General features: G+C 49.4%; 14 protein-coding genes and 2 pseudogenes. 4 read left to right on the top strand and 12 right to left on the bottom strand.

Annotation, left to right across the window (positions count from 1 at the left end):
* The first annotated feature begins 99 nt into the window (after positions 1-99).
* The gene (locus tag M1K58_RS27980) at positions 100-1,149 is read left to right on the top strand and encodes a 2,3-butanediol dehydrogenase (protein WP_256762209.1); all 1,050 of its coding nucleotides are present in this window, start codon (positions 100-102) and stop codon (positions 1,147-1,149) included.
* 211 nt (positions 1,150-1,360) lie between these two features.
* Here the strand turns inward: M1K58_RS27980 and M1K58_RS27975 are convergent, their stop codons facing one another.
* Entirely contained in the window at positions 1,361-1,975 is a 615-nt protein-coding gene (locus M1K58_RS27975) for a hypothetical protein (protein ID WP_256762208.1), read from the bottom strand.
* 151 nt (positions 1,976-2,126) lie between these two features.
* Between M1K58_RS27975 and M1K58_RS27970 the strand changes: the two are divergent.
* Positions 2,127-2,384: pseudogene (locus M1K58_RS27970) on the top strand (ABC transporter ATP-binding protein); the annotation flags it as partial.
* A gap of 131 nt (positions 2,385-2,515) precedes the next feature.
* Here the strand turns inward: M1K58_RS27970 and M1K58_RS27965 are convergent.
* Entirely contained in the window at positions 2,516-3,223 is a 708-nt protein-coding gene (locus tag M1K58_RS27965; RefSeq protein ID WP_256762207.1) for a DNA alkylation repair protein, read from the bottom strand.
* Positions 3,224-3,673: 450 nt separating this feature from the next.
* On the opposite strand from M1K58_RS27965, the gene M1K58_RS27960 reads away from it, so the two are divergent.
* A complete protein-coding gene (locus M1K58_RS27960; RefSeq protein ID WP_256762205.1) occupies positions 3,674-5,065 on the top strand; it encodes an ADP-ribosylglycohydrolase family protein in 1,392 nt (463 codons plus the stop codon).
* 291 nt (positions 5,066-5,356) lie between these two features.
* Here M1K58_RS27960 and M1K58_RS27955 read toward each other — a convergent pair whose 3' ends face one another.
* From M1K58_RS27955 to M1K58_RS27925, 7 genes are all read right to left on the bottom strand, one after another.
* Positions 5,357-6,307, bottom strand: a complete 951-nt coding sequence (locus tag M1K58_RS27955; RefSeq protein ID WP_256762204.1) for an acetylxylan esterase — start codon at positions 6,305-6,307, stop codon at positions 5,357-5,359.
* A 36-nt stretch (positions 6,308-6,343) separates the two neighbouring features.
* Entirely contained in the window at positions 6,344-8,995 is a 2,652-nt protein-coding gene (locus tag M1K58_RS27950; protein ID WP_256762203.1) for a glycoside hydrolase family 38 N-terminal domain-containing protein, read from the bottom strand.
* Between the two features lie 79 nt (positions 8,996-9,074).
* Positions 9,075-10,643 carry a DUF3502 domain-containing protein gene (locus M1K58_RS27945; RefSeq protein ID WP_256762202.1) on the bottom strand — a complete coding sequence of 523 codons (1,569 nt, stop codon included), beginning with the start codon at positions 10,641-10,643 and terminating at the stop codon, positions 9,075-9,077.
* A 72-nt stretch (positions 10,644-10,715) separates the two neighbouring features.
* Positions 10,716-11,603, bottom strand: a complete 888-nt coding sequence (locus tag M1K58_RS27940; RefSeq protein ID WP_256762201.1) for a carbohydrate ABC transporter permease — start codon at positions 11,601-11,603, stop codon at positions 10,716-10,718.
* 15 nt (positions 11,604-11,618) lie between these two features.
* Complete coding sequence (locus M1K58_RS27935) at positions 11,619-12,548, bottom strand: ABC transporter permease (RefSeq protein WP_256762200.1); 930 nt, start codon at positions 12,546-12,548, stop codon at positions 11,619-11,621.
* 209 nt (positions 12,549-12,757) lie between these two features.
* Complete coding sequence (locus tag M1K58_RS27930) at positions 12,758-15,115, bottom strand: helix-turn-helix domain-containing protein (protein ID WP_256762199.1); 2,358 nt, start codon at positions 15,113-15,115, stop codon at positions 12,758-12,760.
* 2 nt (positions 15,116-15,117) lie between these two features.
* On the bottom strand, positions 15,118-16,242 hold the full coding sequence (locus M1K58_RS27925; RefSeq protein WP_256762198.1) for a GntR family transcriptional regulator: 1,125 nt from the start codon (positions 16,240-16,242) through the stop codon (positions 15,118-15,120).
* A gap of 190 nt (positions 16,243-16,432) precedes the next feature.
* Here M1K58_RS27925 and M1K58_RS27920 point away from each other — a divergent pair, with 190 nt between their 5' ends.
* Positions 16,433-17,827 carry an MATE family efflux transporter gene (locus tag M1K58_RS27920; RefSeq protein WP_372339220.1) on the top strand — a complete coding sequence of 465 codons (1,395 nt, stop codon included), beginning with the start codon at positions 16,433-16,435 and terminating at the stop codon, positions 17,825-17,827.
* Positions 17,828-17,967: 140 nt separating this feature from the next.
* Here the strand turns inward: M1K58_RS27920 and M1K58_RS27915 are convergent, their stop codons facing one another.
* The 3 genes and pseudogenes from M1K58_RS27915 to M1K58_RS27910 form a co-directional block, all read right to left on the bottom strand.
* A complete protein-coding gene (locus tag M1K58_RS27915; RefSeq protein WP_256762197.1) occupies positions 17,968-19,710 on the bottom strand; it encodes a copper amine oxidase N-terminal domain-containing protein in 1,743 nt (580 codons plus the stop codon).
* A 68-nt stretch (positions 19,711-19,778) separates the two neighbouring features.
* A pseudogene (locus M1K58_RS29795) lies at positions 19,779-19,919 on the bottom strand (transposase); the annotation flags it as partial.
* Between the two features lie 498 nt (positions 19,920-20,417).
* On the bottom strand, positions 20,418-26,051 hold the full coding sequence (locus M1K58_RS27910; protein WP_256762196.1) for an Ig-like domain-containing protein: 5,634 nt from the start codon (positions 26,049-26,051) through the stop codon (positions 20,418-20,420).
* Positions 26,052-26,186: the final 135 nt, after the last annotated feature.

Genomic DNA, 26,186 nt, shown 5'->3' with positions numbered 1-26,186 from the left:
TGACATAGTAGTTTTCGGAAACGTTTCCCGTATTATTGATCTATTTCCGAAATGAATGAGACTTTTTCGTATTCATACACTTCTAAGGAGCTGACACATATGAAAGCATTAAGATGGCATGGCCTTAAGGATTTGCGTTTAGAGAACATTGAGGAACCAACCGCTCAACCAGGAAAAGTGAAAATCAAAGTCGAATGGTGCGGCATTTGCGGCAGCGACTTGCATGAATACACAGCAGGTCCAATCTTCATTCCAGAAGGTTCTCCGCATCGAATTACTGGAGAAAAAGCACCTATCGTTATGGGCCATGAATTTTCCGGACAAGTCGTAGAAATTGGCGAAGGTGTAACCAAAGTAAATGTTGGTGACCGTGTCGTTGTAGAGCCCATCTATTCCTGCGGTACATGTGATGCTTGTAAAACAGGCTACTATAACCTGTGCTCCACAATGGGCTTCCTTGGTCTTGCGGGTGGCGGCGGTGGTTTCTCTGAATACGTGGCTGCTACAGAAAATATGGTCCACAAAATTCCAGATAGCATCTCCTACGAGCAAGGTGCACTTGTAGAACCTTCTGCAGTTGCGCTCCATGCCGTCCGTCAGAGCAAGCTCAAAGTTGGTGATAAAGCTGTCGTATTCGGTGCCGGTCCAATTGGTCTGCTTGTCATTGAAGCATTGAAAGCCTCCGGCGCAGCAGAGATCTATGCTGTTGAATTGTCCGCAGAGCGGAAGCAAAAGGCAACTGAGCTTGGCGCAATCGTCATTGACCCTAAACAATTCGACGTTGTGGATGAAATCCATAAACGCACGAACGGCGGAGCGGATGTCGCTTATGAAGTTACCGGTGTGCCTCCTGTCCTCACACAGGCGCTCAATTCAACAAAAGTTGGCGGGGAATTGATGATTGTCAGCATTTTCGAGAAAGAAGCGCCTATTCATCCTAATAATGTTGTGATGAAGGAACGCACCATCAAAGGGATTATCGGTTATCGCAACGTATTCCCTGCTGTAATCAGCTTGATGGCTCAAGGCTACTTCTCCGCTGAGAAGCTTGTAACGAAACGAATTAAGCTTGATCAAGTTGTTGAAGAAGGCTTTGAAGCCCTCTTGAAAGAAAAAAATCACGTTAAGATTCTTGTCAAAGCTGAGTAAGAGCAGTTATAAGAAGGCCTCGAACAAACAAAAAAAGGCGACCTCTTCTCGGTATTGAACCGGGGAGAGGTCGCCTTTTTTTGTTAAGGAAGTAGGATATGATGAAAATACTTAGATCCGAAAGGTCGTGATACTAATGAGCGTTAACCGCGAGTTGGCGGGGACCTCAACTTAGTTGTTGACTACCTAAGTAATAATAAAGCAATCAAGTTTAGCGCATATTCCCAATAATTGAACTACGAGATTCCTGCATCTTCTTTACGAAATTAGTCATGGTATCAAAAGCTTCGTTACGTTTGTTCGACAATGACTGTAACCTTAGCATGTCCATTTGCTGACTGTTACCAAGCGCATCAATCGATTGTTTTACAGTGTTAATATGCGTATCTACTTCGCTCTTCGTCTTCGGTAGTTCCGTTAATCCAGCAGCCAAATACAAGGATCTTAGATCACTTTGTTCTTTGCTAGTGATTGCTGTATTAGCTGGTGCACTCGCACCAATCCTGCCTTTTACTTGATATAATCCCGCCAGGACAGAATTCAATTTTGCAACCTGTTCATTTCTCGATTGTACATCAGCAATTTGCGATTTCAGTTGTGATTCTAGTAGCTTTGAGCGTTCCGCTTGTACCGCCATCAAGGCTGATTCAATATCCATTCCTTGAATATTTGCTGACGAGATATTACCTATCGTATTTTGCAAGTCCTCTCCCGTGATCGTTTTCTTCACCGCACTGTACACATCGTTGTTATACAACAGTGCTCCCCCTGCCAATACGCCTATAACAAAAGTGCCTAACGAGGATAAGATAAGCTTTCTGTTCATTATGAAATCTCCTTCTTTATTGTTTATTCGATATATACATCTTATTACATTTAGCTATTTCATTCTGTAACCATGGTTACAAAATGGGGGGGCTTTTTCATTCATTTTTTGACAACATCGGATTTAAGCTTCCATAGGATCGAGAAACGTCCCGCGTATCCTCATTCTAGACGAGGCCACTTCGTCCATCGATGCCCAGACCGAGCGCCTGCTTCAGAAAGGCTTGAATGAATTACTGAAGGGTCGAACCTCGTTCATCATCGCGCACCGACTGTCTACGGTAAAGAACTGCGACCGAATCATGTACGTGTCCGATAAAGGCATCGCCGAAAGTGGCTCGCACGATGAGCTTATGGCTCAGCGTGGTCGGTATTACAAGCTGTATTCAGCTCAGAAAATGGAGGCTTAGGCCTTCAGTGTAAATGGAACAACAAGCCCCCAATCTCAGTTGATTGGGGGCTTGTCCACATGAAATCGTCAAAAATTCGACTGGTTTACTTATACAATCACCTATTACGTTTCTTGTGGCACTACAATCGTTTAACACCTTACATGCTTGCGTTTGAAACCCAGTCGCTCTTTATCTACTGCCTGTTGAATATTATTGGATGCGAGTAGGAACTTGCTTTTTTTCTTATCCTGTTTGACTTCTACTGGGCCTACTGCTTTGGCGGTCTCGACCGCCTTATCATGGAGCGGCAGATAAGATACCCCCACGGTGTAAATAAAACTATTCATCGCGTATTTAGCTCGTTCGGGACTATCGTGAATCGTATTTTCCACAGTATCAAGCAGATTGGCCAACTTACTTTCAGAAAATTCACTATCCGGACGATTACCCAACAGCCAGCAGTAACAACTCCAACCCGCGGACATTCGCAGCTCTTCTCCGCTTGCAATCCATTTGTCGGCCACTTCTTGCGCGATATCGGCTTCCGCCAAGGTTACCGCAACCACAAAATCGGACAGCATATAGAAATAAGCCCCATCAATCCAACGCTCGAAATCCGCTTCAGTCATGGCTTTCGGGTCTGCAATGATGCCGGCAAAGTACATGGCATCGTAGTTGCCTGTAGCGTAAAGCTCTTCAGCCAACGGTTGATTTATTTTTGTTTTTTTGAAAATGGGCTTCATTTGGCCTGTAGCCACACCAAAAAGCGGTTCGTGTGCGCCATTGGATTCGTAGATTTTCTTGGTACGTTCCTTGCCAAGAGCTTCAAGCTCCTGCATCACCATTTCTAAATTCATTGTGTAACACTTCCTTTTTTATGGCAGTTCAATTTTTATATCCCATTATACATCAACATCAATGACATCGCTTGATGCTACTAAGAGAATAGGGTTACCCTTAAGACGTTGGACCTACCGCCTTCAGAATAACCCTTCGTTTATTGCTTTACTAGCTCTTCACAATAAGGGAGCTTAAGAGGAATAAAATAATGATTCTTTTCTTAAGCGTCAGGTAATCGTAGAGAAAGAGCCGAAGCCTCTTCATGTCGTGTCCCCTCTCAGTTTGTTCGGTTGCGATCTCGTATATCAAAATACCCCTTTAAACGCAAAAGACAAGTCTTCGCAGCCTCCCTCTTGGAGAGCCGCAATTTCAGTGGAAATAGGTAACTATCCAGTGATTTTCGGGAAGCTCTCTGGCAGCTTGAATTGCTACAATTAGAAATAAACCAGCTATAGGAGGATTCCTTCATGTTTCCGTCCCTACCTTTTCTTAAAGACCGTCTAGCTCTCATTCTCCGCAACAAATTCACGCAAGGCTGTAATACTTCCGGCTATCTCGAGAAACTGGAACAGCTGCCCGACAGCTATGATGCTTATCTCGCCTTTGCCTCAAGCCTGTCGGACATGCCCATGCGCAAGGATTGGCCCTACATCGAACCCGACACGCTAGAAGAAATCCAGACGGAGTGCCACCCGGACAGGCCCCTGGGATCTGTAGGTTATATCGATTTGAAGGAGAGCGCCTCGCGTGTTGAAACCGCATTTCTAGCATCCGTCTGCGGCTCAATCCTGGGCAAGCCTCTTGAAATAGACCCGACGCTCCATGAAATGCGCGATGCATTTACCAAAGTTGGAGAATGGCCGATTAACGATTACATCACTGAACCGATGCTCCGCTCCCTTGGCAGAAGACATTGGTCCTGGCACGAAACCGAGCTGAGTCGAATTCGTCATGTCGTGCCTGACGACGACATCAACTATACGCTTATGGGCATGCTTGCGCTCGAACAATTCGGAGCCGAATTCACCAAGAGAAATCTTCGAGACCTGTGGATCAATCATATCCCACTCAGCACGACCTGGGGCCCTGAAAGGGTCATGCTACTTCGATCAGGTATAAGCTATTGGGAATATGACAAAAATTCGTTCGATCACAGTGTCATCGAAGCATGGCCCGATTTCCTGACACCGGAAACCGAGCTGTGCGGCGCCGCCATTCGCGCGGACGCCTACGGGTATGCCTGTCCCGGAAGACCGGCGCTAGCCGCGGAGTTGGCTTGGAGGGGTGCCAGCTTCACGCATCGGCGTACTGGCGTATACGCGACAATGTTTATCGCTGCAGCGATTGCGGCCGCCCAGGTTCTTGAGGACAGGCTTGAGATTGTCGATACCGCCTTGCAATTCGTGCCTCAACGCAGCCGCTTCCACGAAGCCGCCCTGGAATGTCGCAACATCGTCGCAGATGCAAGCAATTGGTTAGAGGCGTACGAGCAAATTCACCGTCAATACAACGAATCCCGTCATTGCCAGGTTTATCAAGAAGTCGGCACGTTAATAAACACTCTGCGGTTTGCAGAAGATGTCGGAGACGGGATCTGCAAGCAAGTCATGCAAGGCAACGACACGGACAGCTTCGGCGCGACGGCCGGTTCGCTTCTGGGGGCTTACTTTGGTCCTAAAGGGCTCGACTCGCGATGGATAACGCCGTTTCGGGACACTATTCATACAGGACTGGCTCTATTTCACGAGCAATCGTTATCCCGACTTGCCAAACGAATCGGACAACTGCCGTCCATCCTCCAATACGGTCGCCACAAGGTTCAGCCAAGCGAACTTTATGTTCACGAGAATGAGCAGTAAAAAACGAACATGGGCTTAACTCTGCACCAATCCATAGAGGAAAGCTCATAGAAAGTAAGCGTAAAATAGTCCCCATCTCTGATGAGATGGGGACTATTTTACGTTTACAGAGAAATAAGTTCTTCGTTTAATGGGAGGCCTAACCCTAATTTTACTTACTTTCCTGCATCCGCATTTTCAGGCATAATCAAACGTTGGACCTGATGTTCGGCAACGTGGATGACGACGTATTTGAAATGGCGACCCTTTTCTAAAAAAGCACCCATTCCCGATCGAAATGAGTGCTTCGTCTTATGGTTTCAAGTGCTCTCGCAGCATTTGCAGCTTCCTCGTATGAGCGCTCGAGATAAACTCGTGCCCGTGATAGCGATGGACCGAAATTTCCTTCGGGCATTGAAGATGATTATATGCGGCGAAGACGGTGGACGGCGGCGTCACCGTGTCCACTAAGCCGATGCATATCCAAGTATGGCAGCGAATTCGCGTCCCGATATTCATGATATCGTGGTAGGCGAGCGTCCGCCTCGCTTGCTCATCGACCTTAGGATCGGAGTAGCGCCGGAAAAACTCTCCGAACTCCTGATACGGCGTATCGAACGCGAAGTCGAGTATGCGCTCGAAGTTCGTGAATCCGGGATAGTCCGCGCATGCGACGATCGGAATCGTCGAGAAGGCTGCCACGGCTAGCGCAATAGCACCGCCCTGGCTCGTCCCGGCGACTCCGATCCGGGAGGAGTCCGCCTCCGGCAGCGATGCCAGCACCTCGACGGCACGAACGGCATCCAAGTAGACGGCGCGGAAATAGTACTCCTCCGGACAGAGGATGCCTTTGGTGAGCCAACCGTTCACGTGCCCATGGGAAGGCACGACGTTATCGACGCTTCCGCCCTGCTGGCCGCGGACAAGCATGTGTAGCACGGCATAGCCATGCAGCGCCAGATTGACCGTCTCGTGGATGTCGCCGTCGGGCGACCAATTGTAGCCGTGATAGGTAACCACCCCCGGCAAAGCTCCTTCCGCCGCGGTCGGCAAAGCCAGTAACGCCTCGATCCTCGCACCGCAAAATCCGGCGAAAGCGATTCGAAACACGCGCACCCTATCGCTCGGATACTCGACGGGGACTCGCTCCAACACCTGCAGCGGCGTTCGGCCCAGCTCTTCCAGCCCTCGCTCCCAGAATGCATCGAAATCGTCGGGCTTCGTTAACCGCGGCCGATAATTGCGTAATTCCTCCAAGCTCATATCGAATAGCTGCGCGATGTCCTTCCCCTCCTTGATTTACGCCAATACGACGAGTAGATGCGCCATTTGCTTCGGTCCGAGTTTCACAATCAGACATTGCCCGTCCATCTCTTCGATCCCGGTGCGGAATTGCTCTAGCGCGTCCGTCTGGCAAGCGGCTTCGATCATCCTGCCCGGGAATCCGATCCGGGCTTGCGTTTCGCCATCCGTGCAATTGCCCAATCGGATCACGATTCCAGAGCCTTTCTCGGAAGGTTTGACGTCGAAGATCCGAATACCCTCGTCCCCAACCAGCTCGATGAACCTCCCTGCTTCCTCCTGCGAGCATACAACCGCCGGAATCGAAATCACCGGCGTGACGGCCTGCATGGACTTCGCCATCGTCGCTGCCGGATCGAACTCTCGGAACGTCGACAACACATACGTAAAGGTGTTAAAGCCCGGTTGGCGAGCACGGAAATTCGTGTCCCAATAGTTGTTCATCGGCCACGCCAGCAACAGCGGATTGTCGCGGCGTTCCACCTGCTTCTGCTCTTTGCCGAAATGAAAGTCACCAACCTGCACGAGCGGCGCGTCGACGCAGACGAGCGTGACCCCATGCTCTTCGTCCGCGACGGAGACGCTCTTATCCACCGTCAAATAATCCCTGCATACTCCCGGTAGCTGCTGCGCATCCATTTCCGCGAATTGTCCCGCCGTATCATAATGGCAGCGCCACTTCTTCAGGTTCAGCGGGAACGCGAAATACGTACCTTCCGGGGTCGTAATATCTTCTTTAAGGAAACTAGCTTTCAGTTCAATATCGCCTCGGTCGCCGAATAACGTGATTCGCTGCTCCAGCTCCTCGACGCCCGGCGCCTCCCACTTTAGGAATAGCGAAGCACAATTCGCTCCTCGCTCAACCCGGCAAGAGATCAGCCGCGAATACGTCTGCCTTCTCGCTTTCCAATCGTGATTCCACACGCTGATTCCTTCGTTCCCCTTCGCCACGTCCCGCGGGAAAATGGCGTTGCGATCGTTCGGGTGGAACGTTGGATCTACGGTTTCCTGAACATATTGAAACAAGCTCCACGGACTGGAGAGATCGAGCGATTCCCAGTCGTTGTTCTTATCGAACAGGCTCGTGATCCGTCCGGTTATCGGATTGAAACGCAAACGGTGAAAAGGCGTCTCGATCCGGCCTTCCTCTACGACGACTTCACGTTCCCAAGGTCCTTCTCCGTTGATCTCGGTTTGGCCCGGGAACGCTTCAATCAAATCCGACGGTTCGGCCGGCTTCAAATCGCGAAAAGGGATTTTACGCCAACTGAACGGTGGCAGCTCGACGATCCCATAGCTTGTATGCAGCGGATTCCGTTCGTTGTTCATCAAGACATGTCGCATGCGATCCGCTGCCAAATGCCGTCCGGTTACCCTGAAGCTAGACGGGATTTGAATGTCATACTCGATCGGAACGGAAGAAGGGTTCGCCAGTAACAGCCCTTCGGGCTCTTCCGATTGCAGCGGATTGCCGGCCAGACGTTCCATTTGGGTGCCGAGCAGAAAGCCGGTCAAGCTGTTCGCCTGGTAAGCGTAATGCGCTTTATGCATCCATTGAATGTCGGTATTCGTATGATTCGGCTCGCTGATCGAATGAAACACGCCCCAGGTGTGCTCGTCGTACAGCATGATCTGCTCCCATGCTTGCTTCTTGATCCGATCATACGAAACATCGTCGATTCTCTCGAACGAATCCAGCAAGTCGACGGCTTTCATGCCTTGTTTCGTTCTGCGGTTCAGCTTCGTTTCCTTGGCCGCGCTTCCCGAACCGAAATTCCAGTAGTCAGTCCAATCTCCCGCGTGCTCCTGCAACAGGTCTTTCTTCGCGTTCACCCGCTCCCGCAATAGCTCCGGCGTAACGAACGATATCGATGGCTCGCGGCCTTCCGCGTTCCACTTGCGAATCAGCTCCGCAAGCTCGCGGTCGGGCGGATTGTTATCGTAGAGCGGAAGGTTCGTCGCGGTCAAATAGACGAAATCGAATGGATAATCGGGATTCGCTTCGATTTTGGCCAAATATTTCGCAAGCCCCTCCGCCATGACGCCCGTATCCATCGCGTTGACGTCACACACCTGGCTGAAAAGGGAATAGTGTTCTCCGTTAAAAGCGAGCAGCTTCCGACCGTCCGGCACTTGCCACTGAAACGCGCCGGGCCGAGCGAGCGGAAATCCGCCGAAATGGATGTTGATTCCCATAATGAAAAAGTCGATTCCGGCATCGAGCAGCAATTGCCCATAAGGCCAAGGCTGGCCGTTCACGTCATGGTGGATCGCCGTCTTCATTTCGATTCCGAACCGGGAGCGAAGCTGGGTGATCGGCTGCAGCATCCTAGTCATCTCTTCCGCCGTACACAGCGGAGTCGCATGCAGGAACGAAGCCGATAAGCTGAACTGTCCATTGTTCAAGTACCGCTTCATTCGCTCGACTTGCTCCGTGTTGGCCGTCTCGAGCCATAACAATACCGGATAGCTGGATTCGCACGTCCAACGGAACCGGTCTCGTTCCTCCCAATGTTCCGTAAGCTCGCACAATTGCAACGCTTCATCGATATATCTTTTATGCAGTTCCAACAAAATCGGCTGCGCGTGCGTGTAGCCGATATCCAGATGACTATGGTGCAAGACGAGTACTTCTTTAATTTTCGGCATTACTTTCCACCCCATGTCGCAACAATGGCCGCTGACTCCCTCCTTGTCAGAAGGCCAGCGGCCATTGTGCTTAATCTAGTTATTTAGAAGCTTTCCAAGCATCGATCTGCGTTTGCATTTCGGCGATGATCTTATCCATACCGGCTTTCTTCAGTTTGGCATTCATCTTCGGTAACGTTACATTGGGATCCGCGACTCCTGTAATGAGACCCGCATAGAATTCGTCGACTACGGATGCCGTTTGCGCCAGCTCGCTCTTCACGTCACTAGGGTCGAAGGAGAAGCCGAGCAGCTTAGAAGGAATCGCCGCCGCGTTCTTATCCGGACCTGCAGGATACCATTTCGGCTGCGTTTCGCTCGTACGGAAGGAGTTGAACATGTTGCCGTATTCCCAACCGGAATCCACCCAGTAGCCTGCGTTGTCGACTTTCTTGATCAAGTCGTCGCCGACTTTCGTGTAGTGCGTGCCTTCGATTCCGTAGCTCATCAGGTTGAACAATTCTTGATCGGCATAGAGCAGGTTGTAGAACATCATGGCTCTTTCAGGATCTTTGGACGTACGAGAGATTGCCGTCATCGTCGCGATGATAGAGCCCGTGCTCATATAGGGCTTGGAGAACTCGACCGCAGCGACTTTCGATGCGTCCCCGCTGCCGAATCTCACGGCTTGGTTAGCAGCCGAGTCCGGGTTAATAACCGTAAACGTAGACGTGACGTATTTACCGGCCAATTCGTCGGAGTTCGTGTCTTTCAACGTTGCCGCGTCTTTACGGATAATGCCTTTTTCATACCATTCGCGCATTTGCTTCAGGAAGCCGATGAATTCGGGTGTTTCGTACAGGTTAACGACTTGGCTCGTTTCGTCTCCGATACGGACGACTCCGGGATTTTTCTGAGCGAAATATTCCAAACCGAGCGTCGTGCCGTAGTTGCCCATGACGTCCGTGTCGCCTTTCAAGCTGAAAGGATATTTTTCCGGCTCTCCTTGCTTTACTTTTTCCAAGAACGGAGTCATGTCCGCCAACGTCTTGAATTGATCTGGCGTGTAGCCGTATTTATCCAGATAGTCCTTGTTGATCAGAACGCCCGGCGTTCTAGCCAGTACTTGCGTATTGATGATGGCGTATAGCTTGCCTTTCACTTTAGCGGCATCCCATGCGGCGGGCGGTACTTGCTTCAGGATGTCCGGACCGTGCTGCTGAAGCAGGTCGGTTACGTCGAGGAAAGCGCCTTTGTTCACGTTCGACAGGTAGTCGTTCGTCCAGTTGGACGTGAAGATCAAATCCGCTTTTTCGCCGGAAGCGGCGATCGCTTGCATTTTCTGATCGTAAGTACCCCAGTCGACCAGTTTAATGTCTAGGGTAGCGTTGATTTTTTCTTTCGTGATCTTGCTCATGGCGTCTTGAACGAGCTTAGCGTCCGGGAATACGCTCTGAGGCAAATACCACGTGATCTCATAAGGCTCCAGTTCGGCGGCAGGGCTTGCTCCCGTGCTGGCCGGTGCTTCCGAGCTTGCGGCGGGACTACTTGCCGCTTGCGATGGCTTCGAATCGTTGTTGTTCCCATTTCCGCATGCACCAAGCAGCATAACGACGGAAAGCATGACCGCTAGCGATACCGTTCCAAACTTCATCCCTTTTCTTTTCATGGAATAACCCTCCTATAGTCTATTTATTATCATCCGAAACCGGACCGATAATCTAGTAAAATTTTGTTGCCTTTAGCCTTTAATAGACCCGACCGTCAACCCTTTGATCAAATATTTCTGGAAGAAAGGGAAGGCGAACAGCATCGGGCCCGCGGCCAGAATCGCGATCGCCATTCGCGCGGATTCGGTCGGGATCGAGCTCATGTCGACACTGATGCCCGCTTGCATGTTCTTGGTAAGAAACTCGATGTTCGTCATGATTCGCTGCAAGTAATACTGGAGCGGAATGAGCTTCTCATCCTGGATGTACAGCATCGCCAGCCACCAATCGTTCCAGTATGCGAGAGCATAGAAGAGACCGATGGTCGCCAGAGCCGGCTTGGACAACGGCAGCACGATGCGGGCAAAAATTCCCCATTCCGAAGCGCCGTCAATCTTCGCGGATTCGATAATCTCGAACGGCAGCCCGTCCATGAAGCCTTTCATCAGCATCGTGAACCATGCGCTAACGCCGTAAGGAAGAATGAGAGCCCAGAGCGTGTCCTGGATATGCAGCACGTTCGTCGCGACGATGTACGAAGGGACGAGACCTGCGTTGAACAATAAGGTGAAGAATACGAAAAACGTCGTCAGCCTGCTGTACCGATAATCTTTGCGCGTCATGACGTAAGCGATGGATGACGTTAGCAGCAGGGCGAGTATCGTTCCCGCCGTCGTTACGATGATCGTGATCAAATAGGATTGCAGCAGAGCCTTCGGCGTCTGGAAAATATAGTCGTACGCGAGGAAGGAAGCTTTCTTCGGAATAAGCCTATACCCGTATCGCGCAATGTCCGCGTCGCTCGTCATCGATACCGAGATGACGTATAGGAGCGGAAACACGATCAATAGCGATAGGAAGATGAAAATCAATATGATCCACGGCTGATTGCCGGCTTTCTCTGCGTTTAATTTGCGCATTGCCTATCACCTCCGTCAGAACAGCGCGTTCTCTTTGTTGAATTTTCGAACGATCAGGTTCGTCGAGAAGACGAGCACCAATCCGACGATCGCTTGGTACAAGCTGGCCGCGGAAGCCATTCCTAGATCCCCGGTCACTCGCAACGAGCGGAATACGTAAGTATCTACGACATCGGTCGTCGAATACAGCATGCCGGCATCCCGCGGGATGAAGTAGAACAACCCGAAGTCAGAATAGAAGATGCGTCCGACGTTCAAAATGACGAGCAGCGTAATTAGCGGAACGATAAGCGGAATCGAGATTTTCCGGATCTGCTGAAACCGGGAAGCTCCGTCGATCGAAGCGGCTTCGTAATACGTCGTATCGATCGCGATCAAACCCGTGAAGAAGATGATCGCCGTATAACCGACATTTTTCCATAGGTAAGTAAGCGTCAGGATGACCGGCCAGTAGCCCGGTATGCTGTACCAATCCACAGGTGCAATGTTCATCCATTCCAGTGCTTTATTGATGACGCCGTAGGACGGGTTCAGCAAAATATAAGTCACGAAACCGATGACGACCCAGGATAGAAAATAAGGAAAGAACAGCACCGTTTGAAAGAGTCTCACCCATTTTCTCCCGAGCTCCGCCATTAACAGCCCGATTACGACGGAGCAGAAGATGCCGACCGCGATGAAGACGCCGTTTAATAGAAGCGTGTTCCTCGTAATGCGCATCGCGTCTTGGGATTGAAAGAAGAACTTGAAGTTGTTCAGCCCCGTCCATTCGCTGCCCCAAATGCCTTTGGCGTAATTGATGTCTTTGAATGCGATAACGATGCCGTACATGGGCAAGTAATAAAACACGAAGACGATGATGATGGCGGGCAAGCTAAGGAGAAATAAGCTTTTGCCTCTCCAGAAGTGTTTGCCCTCGTTGCGTAGCGCCGTCCCTATTCTCACCGTGATGGTTCCCCCTTTCGGCGATAACGTCCGCCGCTTTGTTTGTGATCCGAGCATACGAAATCGGGCGGCTATCTGAAAACTGCTCATTTTTGAGGGTGTCAAAAATACACTGTACGAAACGCAAATGTTCGGAAATCGGACTGCACTTTATTAAAAAAAGTACCGCCGACACGGGGTCGGCGGTACTTTTTGTCCGAAAAGGCGAACTATTGCGATCTTTTCTTGGTCATATATTCTCTTGGCGTCATTCCGAAATTTGCTTTGAACAACTTGTAGAAATAACTTTCGTTCTCGATGCCGACCCTGCGCATAATGTCTTGGATGCTAAGCTTGGAATTTTCCATCCATTCCACCGCTTTGGCCAAGCGAACCTGATTGATATATTCCGGAATCGACATACCGAAATGCTCCTTGGCAATTTTGCTGAGCTTGTAGGCGGACAGCCTCAGCATATCGGAAATGCCGGTCGCCGAAAGTCCCGAGTCGAAGTAGTTGTTGTCGATGATCTCTTTAATCGTATCCGCCGCTACCCTGTTGCCTTCGATCGCGCCTTCGTTGCCTTCGAGCCCTATCGCGCCGATCGCCTCTAGCAGATTTTGTTCGAACCGTTCGATCGTCTCTTCCTCGTATAGCTCCCGGTTCAGCAATCGTTTCGGTATGTTGATTGGCTCCTTGCGGGTCCGGTTCATCTCGTAGATCGCTTTCTTCAAGTGGTGCACGACCTGCATCCCGACGAGCATAATATCGGTATATTCCAGCCGGCGGATTTGGCGGAACAATTCGCGGAACTTCTCCTCCGTTTTCGCCGGATCGCCTTTCTTGAACGTTTCGATGAATCGGCTTTCCGTCTCCATAATTTGTTCGATATCGGAATCGCCCGTCCGTTCGTCGATCATCGACTGCGTCATCACCGACATGGGACCGTACACATATCTGTATGCGCTATTTGCGAACGCATGGCTGTACGCGGCGGCGATCGCCGTATATTCGGCAACGGGCGCGCTGACCGCTGCGGTGAAAGTAATTCCGTAATGGCGCTGGATATAGGCTTGAGCTTCTGCGAGCAAGAGCGCCACCTGCTGCTCCGCGTCCTTGCGATCGTCCGAGTTGAGCAAGATCGTGAACGAATCGTCTTTCATATCGACGGTTTGAGCGATGAACGCCTTGGACAGTACTTCGGCCGTGACGTTCGCGATCGCGAACCGGAGCAACTCGCGCTCGGCTAGGCTTCTGCGCATAAACAGTTTGTAATCGTCGATCCGCAGTACGCCGACAAGGAACGGCTTCTTCCTAGAAAGCGAATCGCCGAGCTGTTTTAACACGTCGTCAGCTTCGGCTACGCTCATGCCGAAGCTGTCGACGAGCAATTTTTTCAAGAAATACAGCTTCATGATAATCGTATTGTTGTTCTTCTCCAGATGATATTCGTACAGCTGCTCTTTGGACTGCCGGTAGACTTCCGTCAAATAAGCGAATTCGTCGTGCGCGCCGGAACGAAGTGTCAGATCTTGCGCGGAGCCGCCCATCGCCGTCTGTTCCATCAATCTGCGGACCGGCGAATAGATGCCCCGGGTGACGGACAACGTCAGCAGCAGCGCTCCGATGAACACGGCACCCGTAATGAGCAGAATCGTATCCAGCAATTGCTTCAGATTAGCGTAAGCTTCCTTGTACGGTCTAGCTTCGAGCAGCGTCCACCCCGTATTCTCCAGGTGGATGTACGAGATAATGTACTTCTCGCCTTGCACCTTCTTCGTCAGGAAGCCCGAAGCGACGCCTGCCGTCGCGGATTGCCCGGCCTCCGATTGCATGTACGCCTCGCGAATCTGGACGGCGAACGGATTCGAAGCGACCGGACCTGGAGGTTCAGTTTCGATCAATTGCTTGCCGCTGTCCAGGATATACAGGAAGCTGCTAGCACCGGAATCGCTTCCGTTCAGCGCGCGAATGTTGTTGACGAGCCAGTCCAGCTTAATGTTGAGAATAACGGCGCCGTCCATTCCGTTCTGGGAATCTACGTTCTCGTACATGATATAACTCAAGACGGTCATATATTTCGGATCGGTTCCGTCGGATACTTTCAGCTTGCGCACGATTGCTTTTAAAGTAGGGATTCTGTCATACGAGCGCAACGCCTGATCCAATTCAGCGTCTTTATGAAACAGGTCCCCGAAAGTGGAATAGTAGACGTTCTTATAGTTGTTATAAATATAAATAGAGTGCAGGAACGGATTGTTCGCGATAATTGTGGCGTTCAGCTTGTTGATCGTACTCAGGTGATCGTATGTTTCGTCTTCCTTTAAATACATAAGCGCCTTGATCTCGTTGTTGCTATAAGTGGATAACGTCAGATTGCGGATCGTCGAATCCAAGTAATCAATATTGTATTTCATCTGCGACAGAATCTTCTGACTGTTCTCGTATTCGCCTTTGAACACTTTGCGTTCGACGCTATAGTAGATCAGCGCGGAGAAAGAACATACGATCAACAAAATAACGCAGGCGATCCATAGGAAAATTCTCAGCCAATATTTCTTCTCTCGGAATAATCGCGGGAATCGCATCTTCAGCCCCACCCTATGTCAGCTTCGTGTCTATGTCCAACGGAACTTCCGTAATTGATCTCGGCCTTGCAAATACTGCCCGGTACGGAGAGATGTTCTTTACCTTCTAGCAAGTTCATGAGCAGGTTAGCCGCCGTTCTTCCCATATCGTAAAAAGGTTGATTCGCACCCGTCACGTCGAGCTTAAGCCTTTGATTCAGATTTAGCGCATCGTAAGTGACGAGTGAAACGTCTTCCGGCACGCGGATACCTAGCTTGCCGAACGCAGCGATCGCCGCCTCGGCGATTTGGTCGTTCGCGGCGAAGACGGCGGAACAGCCCGTCTCTTTGATCTTGGCTCCCGCGACGTCCGCGAATGCCTCGAATTCATCCTTGAAGTCCTCGAATTCGGTCGGGATAAGCACGTCCAGGTGCTGCTCGAATAGGATCCCCGCATCCAAATAAGCTTGCTTCATCCCAAGCAATCGCTCATGGAACGTGCTCAAGTCCGCGTTGCGCAGAAACAAAATCCGCCGATGTCCTTGATCGAGCAGCAGCTTCGTCAGCTTATAGGCTCCTGCGATATTATCGCTCGTCACGAACGGGATATCGCTGTCGTAGGGGTGACGGTCGAGGAACACGACCTCGATGCCGCTCTCCGTCAGCCCTTCGCATATCCGGCGACTTCGTTCCTCTTGTTTCCGGTCGAAAATCGGACTGAGAATAACGCCGTCAACCCGCTTGGCTGTAGCGCTTTCCACGAACGACTCCAGCTTATCCAAGCTTCGATCGTCGCTAAAACCCAGCAGATGGAATCCGTGCAGGTGCAGCACGTTCTGTATTCCCCGCAGGGCATTCGCCCAGAGCGGATTCTCGATTCCGATCACGGATGCGGCAATGAGTCCGGTGCGGTGATCATTGCGAAGGGAGACGACGCTGTTGTTGATGAACGTCCCCCTTCTATTATCTCGCTTCAACAACCCGTCGGCGCACAATTCCTTGATCGCTTTCTCCACCGTGTTGACGCTCGATCGATAGGATTTCGCGAAATCGCGACTAGAAGGCAAACGCGTCTCTCCTAGCCATTCCCCTTTCAGGATTCTCTTCTTAATGTCATCTCTAATTCTAACGTAAGGATAACTCGACATAGAAGAAAGCTTCGTCCTTTCTAGTCTATCTATGAATAGATCGACTATATTACACCTGTATCATCTGTGTCAATTTAGAATCAACAAAACCGCGTGGCATCAAACCAGGCTGAATGCTTTTACAGATCACGGGGATAGGAGTAGAATACAGGTATTCCTTCAAGTCATACAAAAAAGCAGTGATGATCGAGTGAATCCGACAAACGGAACCCTGAAGAGAAGAACGAATTTTCTGCTGAACAAGTACTTCACGGGAAATTCAATGGATTACAAGCAAATATTCGGGATCACCTTACCTATATTAGTGGATACCACATTTATCGTCCTGATGAGCATTTTGAATACTGCGATGATCAGTTCATCGGGCGTTGCCGCGATCAGCGCCGTTAGCACAGTGGATACGCTCAATATTTTCATCGTCAGCGTGTTTATCGCCGTAGCGACCGGAGGAACCGTTATCGTCGCGCAGTACAAGGGTAGCGGGAATCGCAAAATGGTCTGCCGTGCCGCCGCGCAGGCAATCATGGCTGTGACCTCCTTCGCGCTGTTGCTTAGCGTCATCGTCATTCTCTTTCATAATCAAACGCTGGACCTTTTGTTCGGCAACGTAGATGACGACGTATTTGAGATGGCGACCCTTTTTCTTATAGGCAGTTGCATTTCGTTTCCGTTTCTGGCCGTGCAGCAGGCCGTCGCCGGAGTGTTGAGAGGCGTCTCCGAGACGAAAGCGAGTCTGGTTCTCTCTCTCATTATGAATCTCTCCTATCTCGTTCTAAATTTCGTCTTCATCAAAGGCTTCGATATGGGAATCATCGGACTCGCGATTTCACTAATCGTAGCCCGAGCAATCGGCGCGGTCGCTTCGATCGTCTATTTGCTCAAGTATAACCATACGCTGCACTTCACCCTGAAGAGGCTGCTGAAGCTAGATGTGGGCATTCAGAAAAAGATGATGTTCATCGGACTCCCGTTCGCCGCAGAGCAGATGTTCTTCAACGGGGGAAAACTGTTAACGCAAACCTTTATCGTGCAGCTCGGCACGTTGGCTTTGACCACCAACGCGATCAGTAACTCCATCTCGATGCTCCTTCAGATCGGGGGTAGCACGCTGAGTGTCGCGATCGTGACGGTCGTCGGCCAGTGCATCGGAAGCCGGGATATTCAGGACGCGAGGAAGTTTATTCGCTCGTTCATTTGGCTATCCGTCATTCTCTTTCTCTTGCTCGCCGGCATCATTCTGCCTCTATTCCCGTTACTGGTGGACTTGTATGCTGCGCCCGACGAGATCGTGCCTTCGATCTTTAAGCTCGTGCTGCTGATCTCCATCGCGCAGCCTATCCTGTGGGCGCTCAGTTTTATTCTGCCTTCTGCCTTGCGCGCGGCAGGCGACTCGAAGTTCACGTCGATCGTTTCGCTGCTTTCCATGTGGCTGTTCCGGATTATCCTCGGTTATATTCTGGGCATTACCCTCGGCATGGGGATTATCGGCATCTGGGTCGCCATGGTCGCAGAGTGGGGCGTGCGCGGAGTAATCTTCTGGTGGCGCTTCAAGGGCGACAAGTGGTATAAGCATAAGCTCGTGTAGAAAACTGGATTTCTCATAGGGTTCCATTCATAGTCGAGCCCATTAACGAAATACCTCAAATGCCTAAAAGCCCGTCCCCCGAGGGGACGGGCCTGTTCCGAATCAATAGCGTTTCATGAGATGAGAATGCCAACTTCGACTTAATCCACCTGCAACGAGTAAAATTCAATCCCATCTTGCTTCTTGGAATTCTGATATACAAAATCATAGAAGTACCAAATGACAGTGTCACCTCGAACAAGCGGTAACATATTGCCCGGTGAACGCACTCCTTCTAGCTTTTTCGGATTTTTCAACAGATTTCCTGCCCCATCGATTACCGCATAATACAAATCCGTTTTGCGTTCAGCCGATTCGGTCCATAGCACTACGAATTTATTATCGTTGATTTTCACAAGATGAGTTTCCGTTATCCGCACATTGGACTTTACCGGATGTTTTGTCAGCCAGACGACTTTCGCATTTGTATCTTCCTTCAAAGCCTTGGAGACTAGACCAAGAAATAAATTGCTAGTGTCACTCTTGCCATACTGTTCAGTGAGCGAAACGCTGGAACCAACCAATATATAGTTATCATTGGATACTTCCAATCCGCCTAACTTCGCTCCCGTGTAGTTGTCCCCAATTTTTCCAGGAAACTTCAATACCTCAATCTCATTGCTTATCTCGCTGTTCTGCTCGACTTGCAACACGATCGCACGGGGATAAGCATCCCCGTGGTCTGCATAGACGATCCGATCTCCATCATAACGAGCATAAGTAGCGAACGAGTGGCTTACGTGATTGATCGGCCATTCTCCCCCCGAGTACAGCAGCTTCATATCCTTCATGTCAATCTGAAAGGTAATATTGGATTGATGGTTCAAGCCATCTCCGGTTAAGTACCTTTCTCTTGCAGAATGAATGACTAGCTTGCCATCATAACTGTCCATCGTTAAGTTACTTGCATGAAAGGGTTCCGTTACATACACATCCTGAATGTCCAACTGCGCAACTTTTACCCACTTATTATCGTATTTGACGATCCGATATATCGGCTTACTATTTGACTCTTCACTATTATACTGTCCGTATATCACATAATAGTATCCGTCTTCTCCAACATGAGCGCCTCCGAAATCCGTAAGCTCAGTGGGGATAACTTTCGCACCCGTCTTAACCAAGCTTAACGAAAACTGCTGAATTTTCATTTCATCTCCGTCATCTTGCAACAAGCTTATAACTCCGTTATTTTCCAGCAAATAACGATTAGATACTCTGAAGAAATTGGAGTATTCATAATCATCTGTATCGCTCGATTGCGACTTGCTAGCTACTGCGACCGACACCTCCGGATTCGTAAAAATCCTTAAAATGTTGCTGCCCGTCTGCCATGCAAATTGCAGATCCAGTTGTTTAGAAACAAAGCTAAGCGGAATGTACACATTCCCCCATTTCATTCGAGCGGGCACTTCCATGGTCACGGCTTGACCATCTACAGTTGCTTTAGCGCTGTTCACTTGAACTCGAATAACCTTACCTTTAAGCTTGACCGTAGCCGCTTTAATCTTGTTATCCCACTTATAGGTAGCATCTACCGCCTCGAACAAAGCTTTCATTGGAACTAACTTAATCCCGCTCACCGATTCAACCGGAACATCCCGATCGAGCAGCTTATCGTTGACACAAATTAAGGTCGATTTTTTCTGATCGGGTAGATTGGAATAATCAAAAGTGATGTTCTTTCCATTCCGATCGATCGCACCACTAGGTCTATCACGCCTGGCTTCATTAGCTTCAATAAAGCAATTACTATCCACTGAATACGCGGATGTGTTCTGATAGGGCAGAATGCCAACGAAAATTGCCACAATCATGAATACCGTTAGTATTTTTTTCATCATGCTAAATCTCCTCATGTCATGTGCTATATTACTCTCAATGGTGTATATCGGTTAGAAAGAGCAATGCGTTAACACATTACCTGGGATGACCGAACGACCATAGTGTCCAAATACTTCTTAATCCAGTTAGCAATTTGGCTTCTACTGGCTAACTTGTACTTGTCGATAATCTGATATTGCGACAATCCTCCCGTTAAGTAATCCTTGACCGCTTGAAGTTTAAGCTCCGCGGAATAAGTTCGATTGCGGTCTGAATCTCAAGCCCCTCGTACCCGTGCCGCTTGCCTGATCCGTAACGTAGTCTGAGACATCCTGATATTACTTACAGCAAATAAAAAAAAGGGGCTGTCTCAAAAGTCTGATCGGACATCAGATCCGTTATTTGAAATTTCAATAGGGCTTTAGGAGTGAAGCGGACATGAGAGCCTTTATTAAGGAGTAATAGCCCCATAATTCAATGATTTAATGCAAATAACGGAACATATGTCCGTATCTATCGAAAATAGAGGGGATTTGTACAAATAAGGGATTGTATGTCCATAAGTAAGTCTATGCTCTTGGTGTTAGCAGGCTTGTGTTAGCTCCGTTTTTCTTACGGTTTTATAAAGCTTATTTCACGTCATGCGATGTAAAAGAAAGAAGCTGCTCAAAAGTTTTCACCTTTGGGACAGCCTCTTCACCAATACATCTCGACTTTTACAAATTGCTTAAATCAGACTCGATTTTTGCAATAATCTCTGTACCACAGTTGCAACCTCGGCTCGGGTCATATAACCCTTCGGTACTAGTAAATCCCCTTCTCTCCCAAATACGATGCCAGCCTGCACATTGTCCGCAACGCTGCTTCGCGCCCATGAGGACACTCCGGTCGCATCTTCGAATGGGTGAAGCGTTGCGTCTGCCGATTGATCGAGCAGCTTCTCTTTCAAACCGGTGATCGACATCGCTTTGGACAAGATAACCATGGCCTGTTCTCTCGTAATTTTGTCATTCGGTCGGAAAGTGCCGTCATCCAAGCCGTTGATAAGCCGATGCGAATAAGCCGTACTGATAGCGCTGCTATACCAAATCTCCGGCTTCACATCCGAGAATGGCGATACTCCATTCTCCAGCTTAAGTCCTAATCCGCGTACGATTATGGCTGCAAATTCGGCACGGGTGATTTCTCGGTCGGGATTGAACATGCCGTTACCCGTTCCGTCGACGATCATCCGGGATCCCATGTCGTTAACTGCGTTTTTCGCCCAATGGTTCGCCACATCGCTGAATTCGAGCGGATTCCATACGATCGCATACGTGCTGTTGGTCAAGCTGTTGATTTGGGCCTCATACTTCCCATTGATATTTCGGACCTTAGTCGGTACATGACGTACTGCCCCATCCTGCTCGACTACAACTCCTGTCGTAATCTTGCCTGGATCAACCCCATCCGGAATCGCAATCGTTCTTTCTACATAAGCGTCGAACTTCGTTACTTCAATGATCTTATCTCCATAAGCGATTATCACCGTAAAACTCAGCGGCTGGGCGACAAGCGTTAGTTGGCCTTTGGCTGCCGCGTTCTCCACAACCTTCAACGTATCCGTTGTCGGGACGGCGATTTCAATCCGCACTTTAATGTCTTGTAAAGCTATTAATTCACCGGCCTGCTCGGATATCGCTCCGATATTGAATTGTCGCGCTGGAAGCGTGTACGTCGCATGATCGGTTTTGAACTCCAGAACGGCTTGCTTGTCCTCCATGTCCTTCACCATTTGACCGTTCAGTTCGCCAACGACGATATCGAATTTTTGGTTGATCGGAATTGTGACTACGGCATGCTGCCCTTCCGCCGCGAGCCTCTCATGCAGCTTTTTCTGATCCACGACCACCGTCATTAAGGTTTGATTGTTTCGCTTTGAGATCGTTGCGGTACCCGCATTCTCGACTTTCCCGTTAACAAGGATATCCACGCCTGAGTTCGTATCGCCTGATGCCGTTGGTGCAGTCGGCTGAGATGGCGTAGAATTGCCGTTGTCGCCGGATGGCGGTGCTATCGGAATGATTGCGTTAGACTGTGCGGAAGCTGCGCTTGTCCCCGCGCCGTTGATCGCTTTTACGGTAAAGGTATAACTTGTTCCATTCGTCAATCCTGTGAGCATAATCGGACTTGCTCCTCCGATCACGACCATATTTCCCGGCGAAGCAGTCACTTCATATCCTGTAATCGGACTTCCGCCGTTATCGATCGGAGCCGTAAACGTAATAACAGCTTGTCCATTACCGGCTACTGCCGTCACATTAGTCGGCGTTCCTGGTAAGATTGACGGAGTCACGCTGATTTGATTCGAAGCCGCGCTCAAGCCCCCCGAGTTTTCTGCTTTTACGACAAAGTAATAGGTAATGCCGTTGACCAAGTTCGGTACGCTATAAGTAGCAGAAGTTACAGTAGCAACCTCGACCATGCTGGCTTGGCTCGCATCCGTTGCCATGTAAATACGATAATTCGTCGCATCCGATACTGTATTCCAGCTCAGAGAAACATGACTGTCTCCGCCCGCAGCCACAAGACTCTGTGGATTCGCGGGAGCATTTGGCAAGTTCACGGCTTGCGTAACAATAAATGTTACAGGTGTCAGTTGAGCCGCGGATACTGTGACCGTTGCTGTGTAGGTGCCTGCTGGCAAACCGTCTCTTGCATGGATATCAAAGCTTGTCGATGCGCCCCTTGTTAAAGAGGTAGAGTCTAGCTGCGTCATTACAAAATCATTGGCATTCGTACCGCTAAGATTTACAGACAAGTTGTTCAAACCGACGGTACCCGCATTCGAAATCGTGATAGATTTAGTTTCCTGCGTTCCTGAAATGTAACCTTGAGTAAGCGCCTTTAACGTCTGATTCCCGATTGCAGCGATTGAATAGATAGGAGCTTCGGTAACCGTAATGACTGCTGTTCCTGCCTTGCTGCTGTCAAAAGCCGAGGTGGCTGTAATCGTGTAATCCTTCGGCGTTGCGTCCGCTGCGACAGTAACCTCGCCCGTGCTGTTCACTGCAACTTTTGTAGGGTCACTGCTTGACCAAGTAACCGTCTCATCCGCCCCGCCCACAGCATCTACTGTGACTTCTAGTTGTTTGCTTGTTCCTTGCATCACGCTTTCCGTGCTTGGGGTCACAATGACGCTGTTAATAGCCTGAGCTTCGACGACTGTGATGGTAGCTGTTCCTGTCTTGCTAGCATTATAAACCGATGTGGCTGTAATCGTATAATTGCCCAAATCGGTTCCAGCTGCTACGGTTACTTTCCCAGTGCTATCCACCGCCACATCTTCGTCGCTAGTTGACCATGTAACAGTCTCATCCGCTCCGCCTGCCGCATCTACCTGAGCGGTAAGTTGCGTACTCCCCCTTCGTGCAACACTTACGCTGCTCGGGGTGACGATGACGCTTCTAATCGCCGGAGCTTCGGTAACCGTAATGACAGCTTCTCCTGTCTTGCTGCTATCAAAATTCGAAGTCGCGGTAATCGTATAATTCTTCGGCGTTGCGTCCGCTGCGACAGTAACCTCGCCCGTGCTGCTCACTGCAACTTTTGTAGGGTCGCTGCTTGACCAAGTAACCGTCTCATCCGCATCTCCGACCGCATCAACCGTGACATCTAATTGCTTGCTTGTTCCTTGCATTACATTTTCCGTACTTGGACTGACTGTAACACTCCTAATTTCCGGGGCTTGCGTAACCGTAATGACTGCCTCTCCTATCTTGCTGCTATCAAAATTCGAAGTAGCGGTAATCGTATACTGCTTCAGCGTAGCATCTGCTTCGACAGTTACATTACCGGTGCTGTCCACTGCAACTTTGTCGGGATCGCTGCTTGTCCACGTTACCGTCTCATCCGCGTCTCCAACAGCGTCTACCGTGGCTTCCAGTTGTACGCTATTTCCTTGCGCCACATTCTCCGCGCTTGGATTGACGGTGACGCTATTAATTGCCGGCGTTTCGACGACCGTAATCGTAGCTATTCCGACTTTACTGCTATCGAAAACCGAGGTGGCTTTAATCGTATAATTGCCCAAATCCGTACCCGCCGCAACGGTTACTTTCCCTGTATTATCCACGGCTACGTCTCCGTCACTCGTTGACCATGTGACAGTCTTATCTGCTCCGCCCACAGCATTTACCTTGACTTCGAGTTGCTTTACTCCTCCTCTGACAATGCTTACACTGTCTGGAGTGACTGTTACACTGTTAACTCCCGGCGGTACTGCAGTAACCGTAATCGTGGCAGTTCCATATTTACTCCTGTTTACCGTCGACGTTGCCGTAATCGTATACTGTCCCGGAACAGCATCCTCTGCCACGGTTACTTCCCCTGTATTGCTCACTGTTACCTTGCTGTCATTGCTTGTCCATTCGACCGTCTTCGCCGCTCCCCCTACCGAAGCTACTGTTGCCGTAAGCTGTTCGCTTTCTCCCTGCTTCACGCTTGCCGTGGCTGGGCTGACAGTTACGCTGTTAATGGCAGGCGGCGCTGCCGTAACCGTAATAATAGAGGTACCGAATTTACTACTATCAAAAGTTGACGTTGCCGTGATTGTATATTGTCCCGGAGCGGCATCCCCGTCAACGAGAACTTTCCCGCTGGTGCTTACCGTCACCATTCTGTTTACGTCGTTACTCTTCCATGTTACCGTTGTCGCCGCTCCTCCCACCTCATTGACTAAGGAGACAAGCTGTCTCTCTCCTCCTTGCACCACGTTTGCTGCGTTCGGGCTTACCGTTACGCGAGTAATTGAAGGAGCAACAACCCTAACCGTGGCGGTTGCAAACTTACTGCTATCTACCGTCGAAGTTGCCCTGATCTCATATTCTCCCGGGGTGGCATCTGCCGCAACCGTTATTGTCCCTGTTTGGTCCACTTTCACTTTATTGTTAGCATCATTGCTCATCCACGTTACCGTCTTCGCTGCGTCTCCTTCCGTAACGACTGTCGCTATAAGCTGATCGGATTTCCCTAGGAAAATACCTATCGAGGAGATATTAAAGGTTACACTTTTAATTGCAGGCGGCAACTGTTTCGCAACTCTAATTTGATTTGTATTTCCACTTTTCTCTTCCCATGCTACGAACAGTTGGTTGTTTAGCACGGCTGCATCTGGATAAAGTGCAGATACTCCAGGATTTACGTTCAATCCGTTAGGACCGCCCCCATCAGCGCTCGTCCAGCTCGTACCATCATATTTTTTAGCTCGAATATGCAAGTAAACAGTCGATGCTTTAACTTCTTGCCATATCACATATAAATGATTGTTGAATACAACTAATTCTGCTTGAGCTGCTCTGAGTCCAGCGTTTATGTTTAATCCATATGGACCACCGCCATCAACGCTTGTCCAAGTGGAGCCGTCATACATCTTGACCCGAATTTGATAATCTAGTCTATCGATATTATTTTCTTCCCATGCCACATAAAGTTTTTCTTTATATATTGCCAATGAAGGCTCGACTGCTATATTTGAAGGTTTGATATTCAAACCGCCCGGGACTCCATTGTCTAGGCTCGTCCAATTTTCTCCGTCATACATCTTGCCTCGAAGGTGATAAGCGCCTGAATCAATTTCTGACCACATCACATACAAAGCGTCATTAGATGCAACCATGCTAGGAGTGGTGGCGCCTTTGTTGTTCAACCCTGTTGACCCCTCCTCCTCAGCGCTAGTCCAATTGCTTCCATCAAACTTCTTGACTCGAATCTGCCCGTTTTCAGACCATGTCGCATACAAAGCATTGCCGAGAACAGCTAGACTAGGAGCAAAGGCAGGTATGGCAGGATCTACGTTTAATCCGTTTACATTTCCAGTGACATCCTCCCAGACTAATCCTACGTTGGAATATTTACTGATCCGGATTTTATCCGCACCTTTATTATCGTAGGTACCCAGTTCTGTCCATGCAGCATAGACAGCACCGTTGAACACGGCAAGAGTAGGGTTGCCTGCCGCTTTTTCAGGATTGAAGTTTATACCGTTCGGACCGCTGATATTATCCCAGATATTGTTATTATTATTATACTTCCTGACGTGAATTTGATTAACATTTTTTCCGTTAACATTGTTCGTTTCCCACCATGCCGCATAAATCTCATTGTTGAATGCAACTATGGCAGGATCATTGGCTGCTCTGCTGGTGTTCACATTCACCCCGGTTGCTCCGCCGCCATCTACAAAAGTAAAGCCTCCAACCGATGCCGAAGCCATACTTCCTCCTTGGAAAAATAAAGGCATCGTCAACACAAAGGCCAGCAATAGATGTACCGTTTTTCGGATACTACCGTAGGTTTTGCTTAATTTCAATTCCGGGATCAATTGTCATCTTCCTTTCGTGGTCGTAGTCGTACTTCCTATGTCCCGCATTTTCCACCCATCATATCGGATCGCACCTTAAAAAAACCTTAAAAATCGACAATTTTCCCCATAAAGAAACAGGCCCCCTCGTAAAAA

This window comes from Cohnella sp. WQ 127256, from assembly GCF_024519285.1.
GTDB lineage: Bacteria > Bacillota > Bacilli > Paenibacillales > Paenibacillaceae > Cohnella.
Note: the sequence above shows the minus strand (reverse complement) of the source record. Positions and strands in the feature narration are given on the sequence as shown.

Coding starts and splice junctions, on each gene's coding strand:
- M1K58_RS27980 (WP_256762209.1), top strand. CDS start 100: ATGAAAGCATTAAGATGGCATGGCCTTAAGGATTTGCGTTTAGAGAAC.
- M1K58_RS27975 (WP_256762208.1), bottom strand. CDS start 1,975: ATGAACAGAAAGCTTATCTTATCCTCGTTAGGCACTTTTGTTATAGGC.
- M1K58_RS27965 (WP_256762207.1), bottom strand. CDS start 3,223: ATGAATTTAGAAATGGTGATGCAGGAGCTTGAAGCTCTTGGCAAGGAA.
- M1K58_RS27960 (WP_256762205.1), top strand. CDS start 3,674: ATGTTTCCGTCCCTACCTTTTCTTAAAGACCGTCTAGCTCTCATTCTC.
- M1K58_RS27955 (WP_256762204.1), bottom strand. CDS start 6,307: ATGAGCTTGGAGGAATTACGCAATTATCGGCCGCGGTTAACGAAGCCC.
- M1K58_RS27950 (WP_256762203.1), bottom strand. CDS start 8,995: ATGCCGAAAATTAAAGAAGTACTCGTCTTGCACCATAGTCATCTGGAT.
- M1K58_RS27945 (WP_256762202.1), bottom strand. CDS start 10,643: ATGAAAAGAAAAGGGATGAAGTTTGGAACGGTATCGCTAGCGGTCATG.
- M1K58_RS27940 (WP_256762201.1), bottom strand. CDS start 11,603: ATGCGCAAATTAAACGCAGAGAAAGCCGGCAATCAGCCGTGGATCATA.
- M1K58_RS27930 (WP_256762199.1), bottom strand. CDS start 15,115: ATGCGATTCCCGCGATTATTCCGAGAGAAGAAATATTGGCTGAGAATT.
- M1K58_RS27925 (WP_256762198.1), bottom strand. CDS start 16,242: ATGTCGAGTTATCCTTACGTTAGAATTAGAGATGACATTAAGAAGAGA.
- M1K58_RS27915 (WP_256762197.1), bottom strand. CDS start 19,710: ATGATGAAAAAAATACTAACGGTATTCATGATTGTGGCAATTTTCGTT.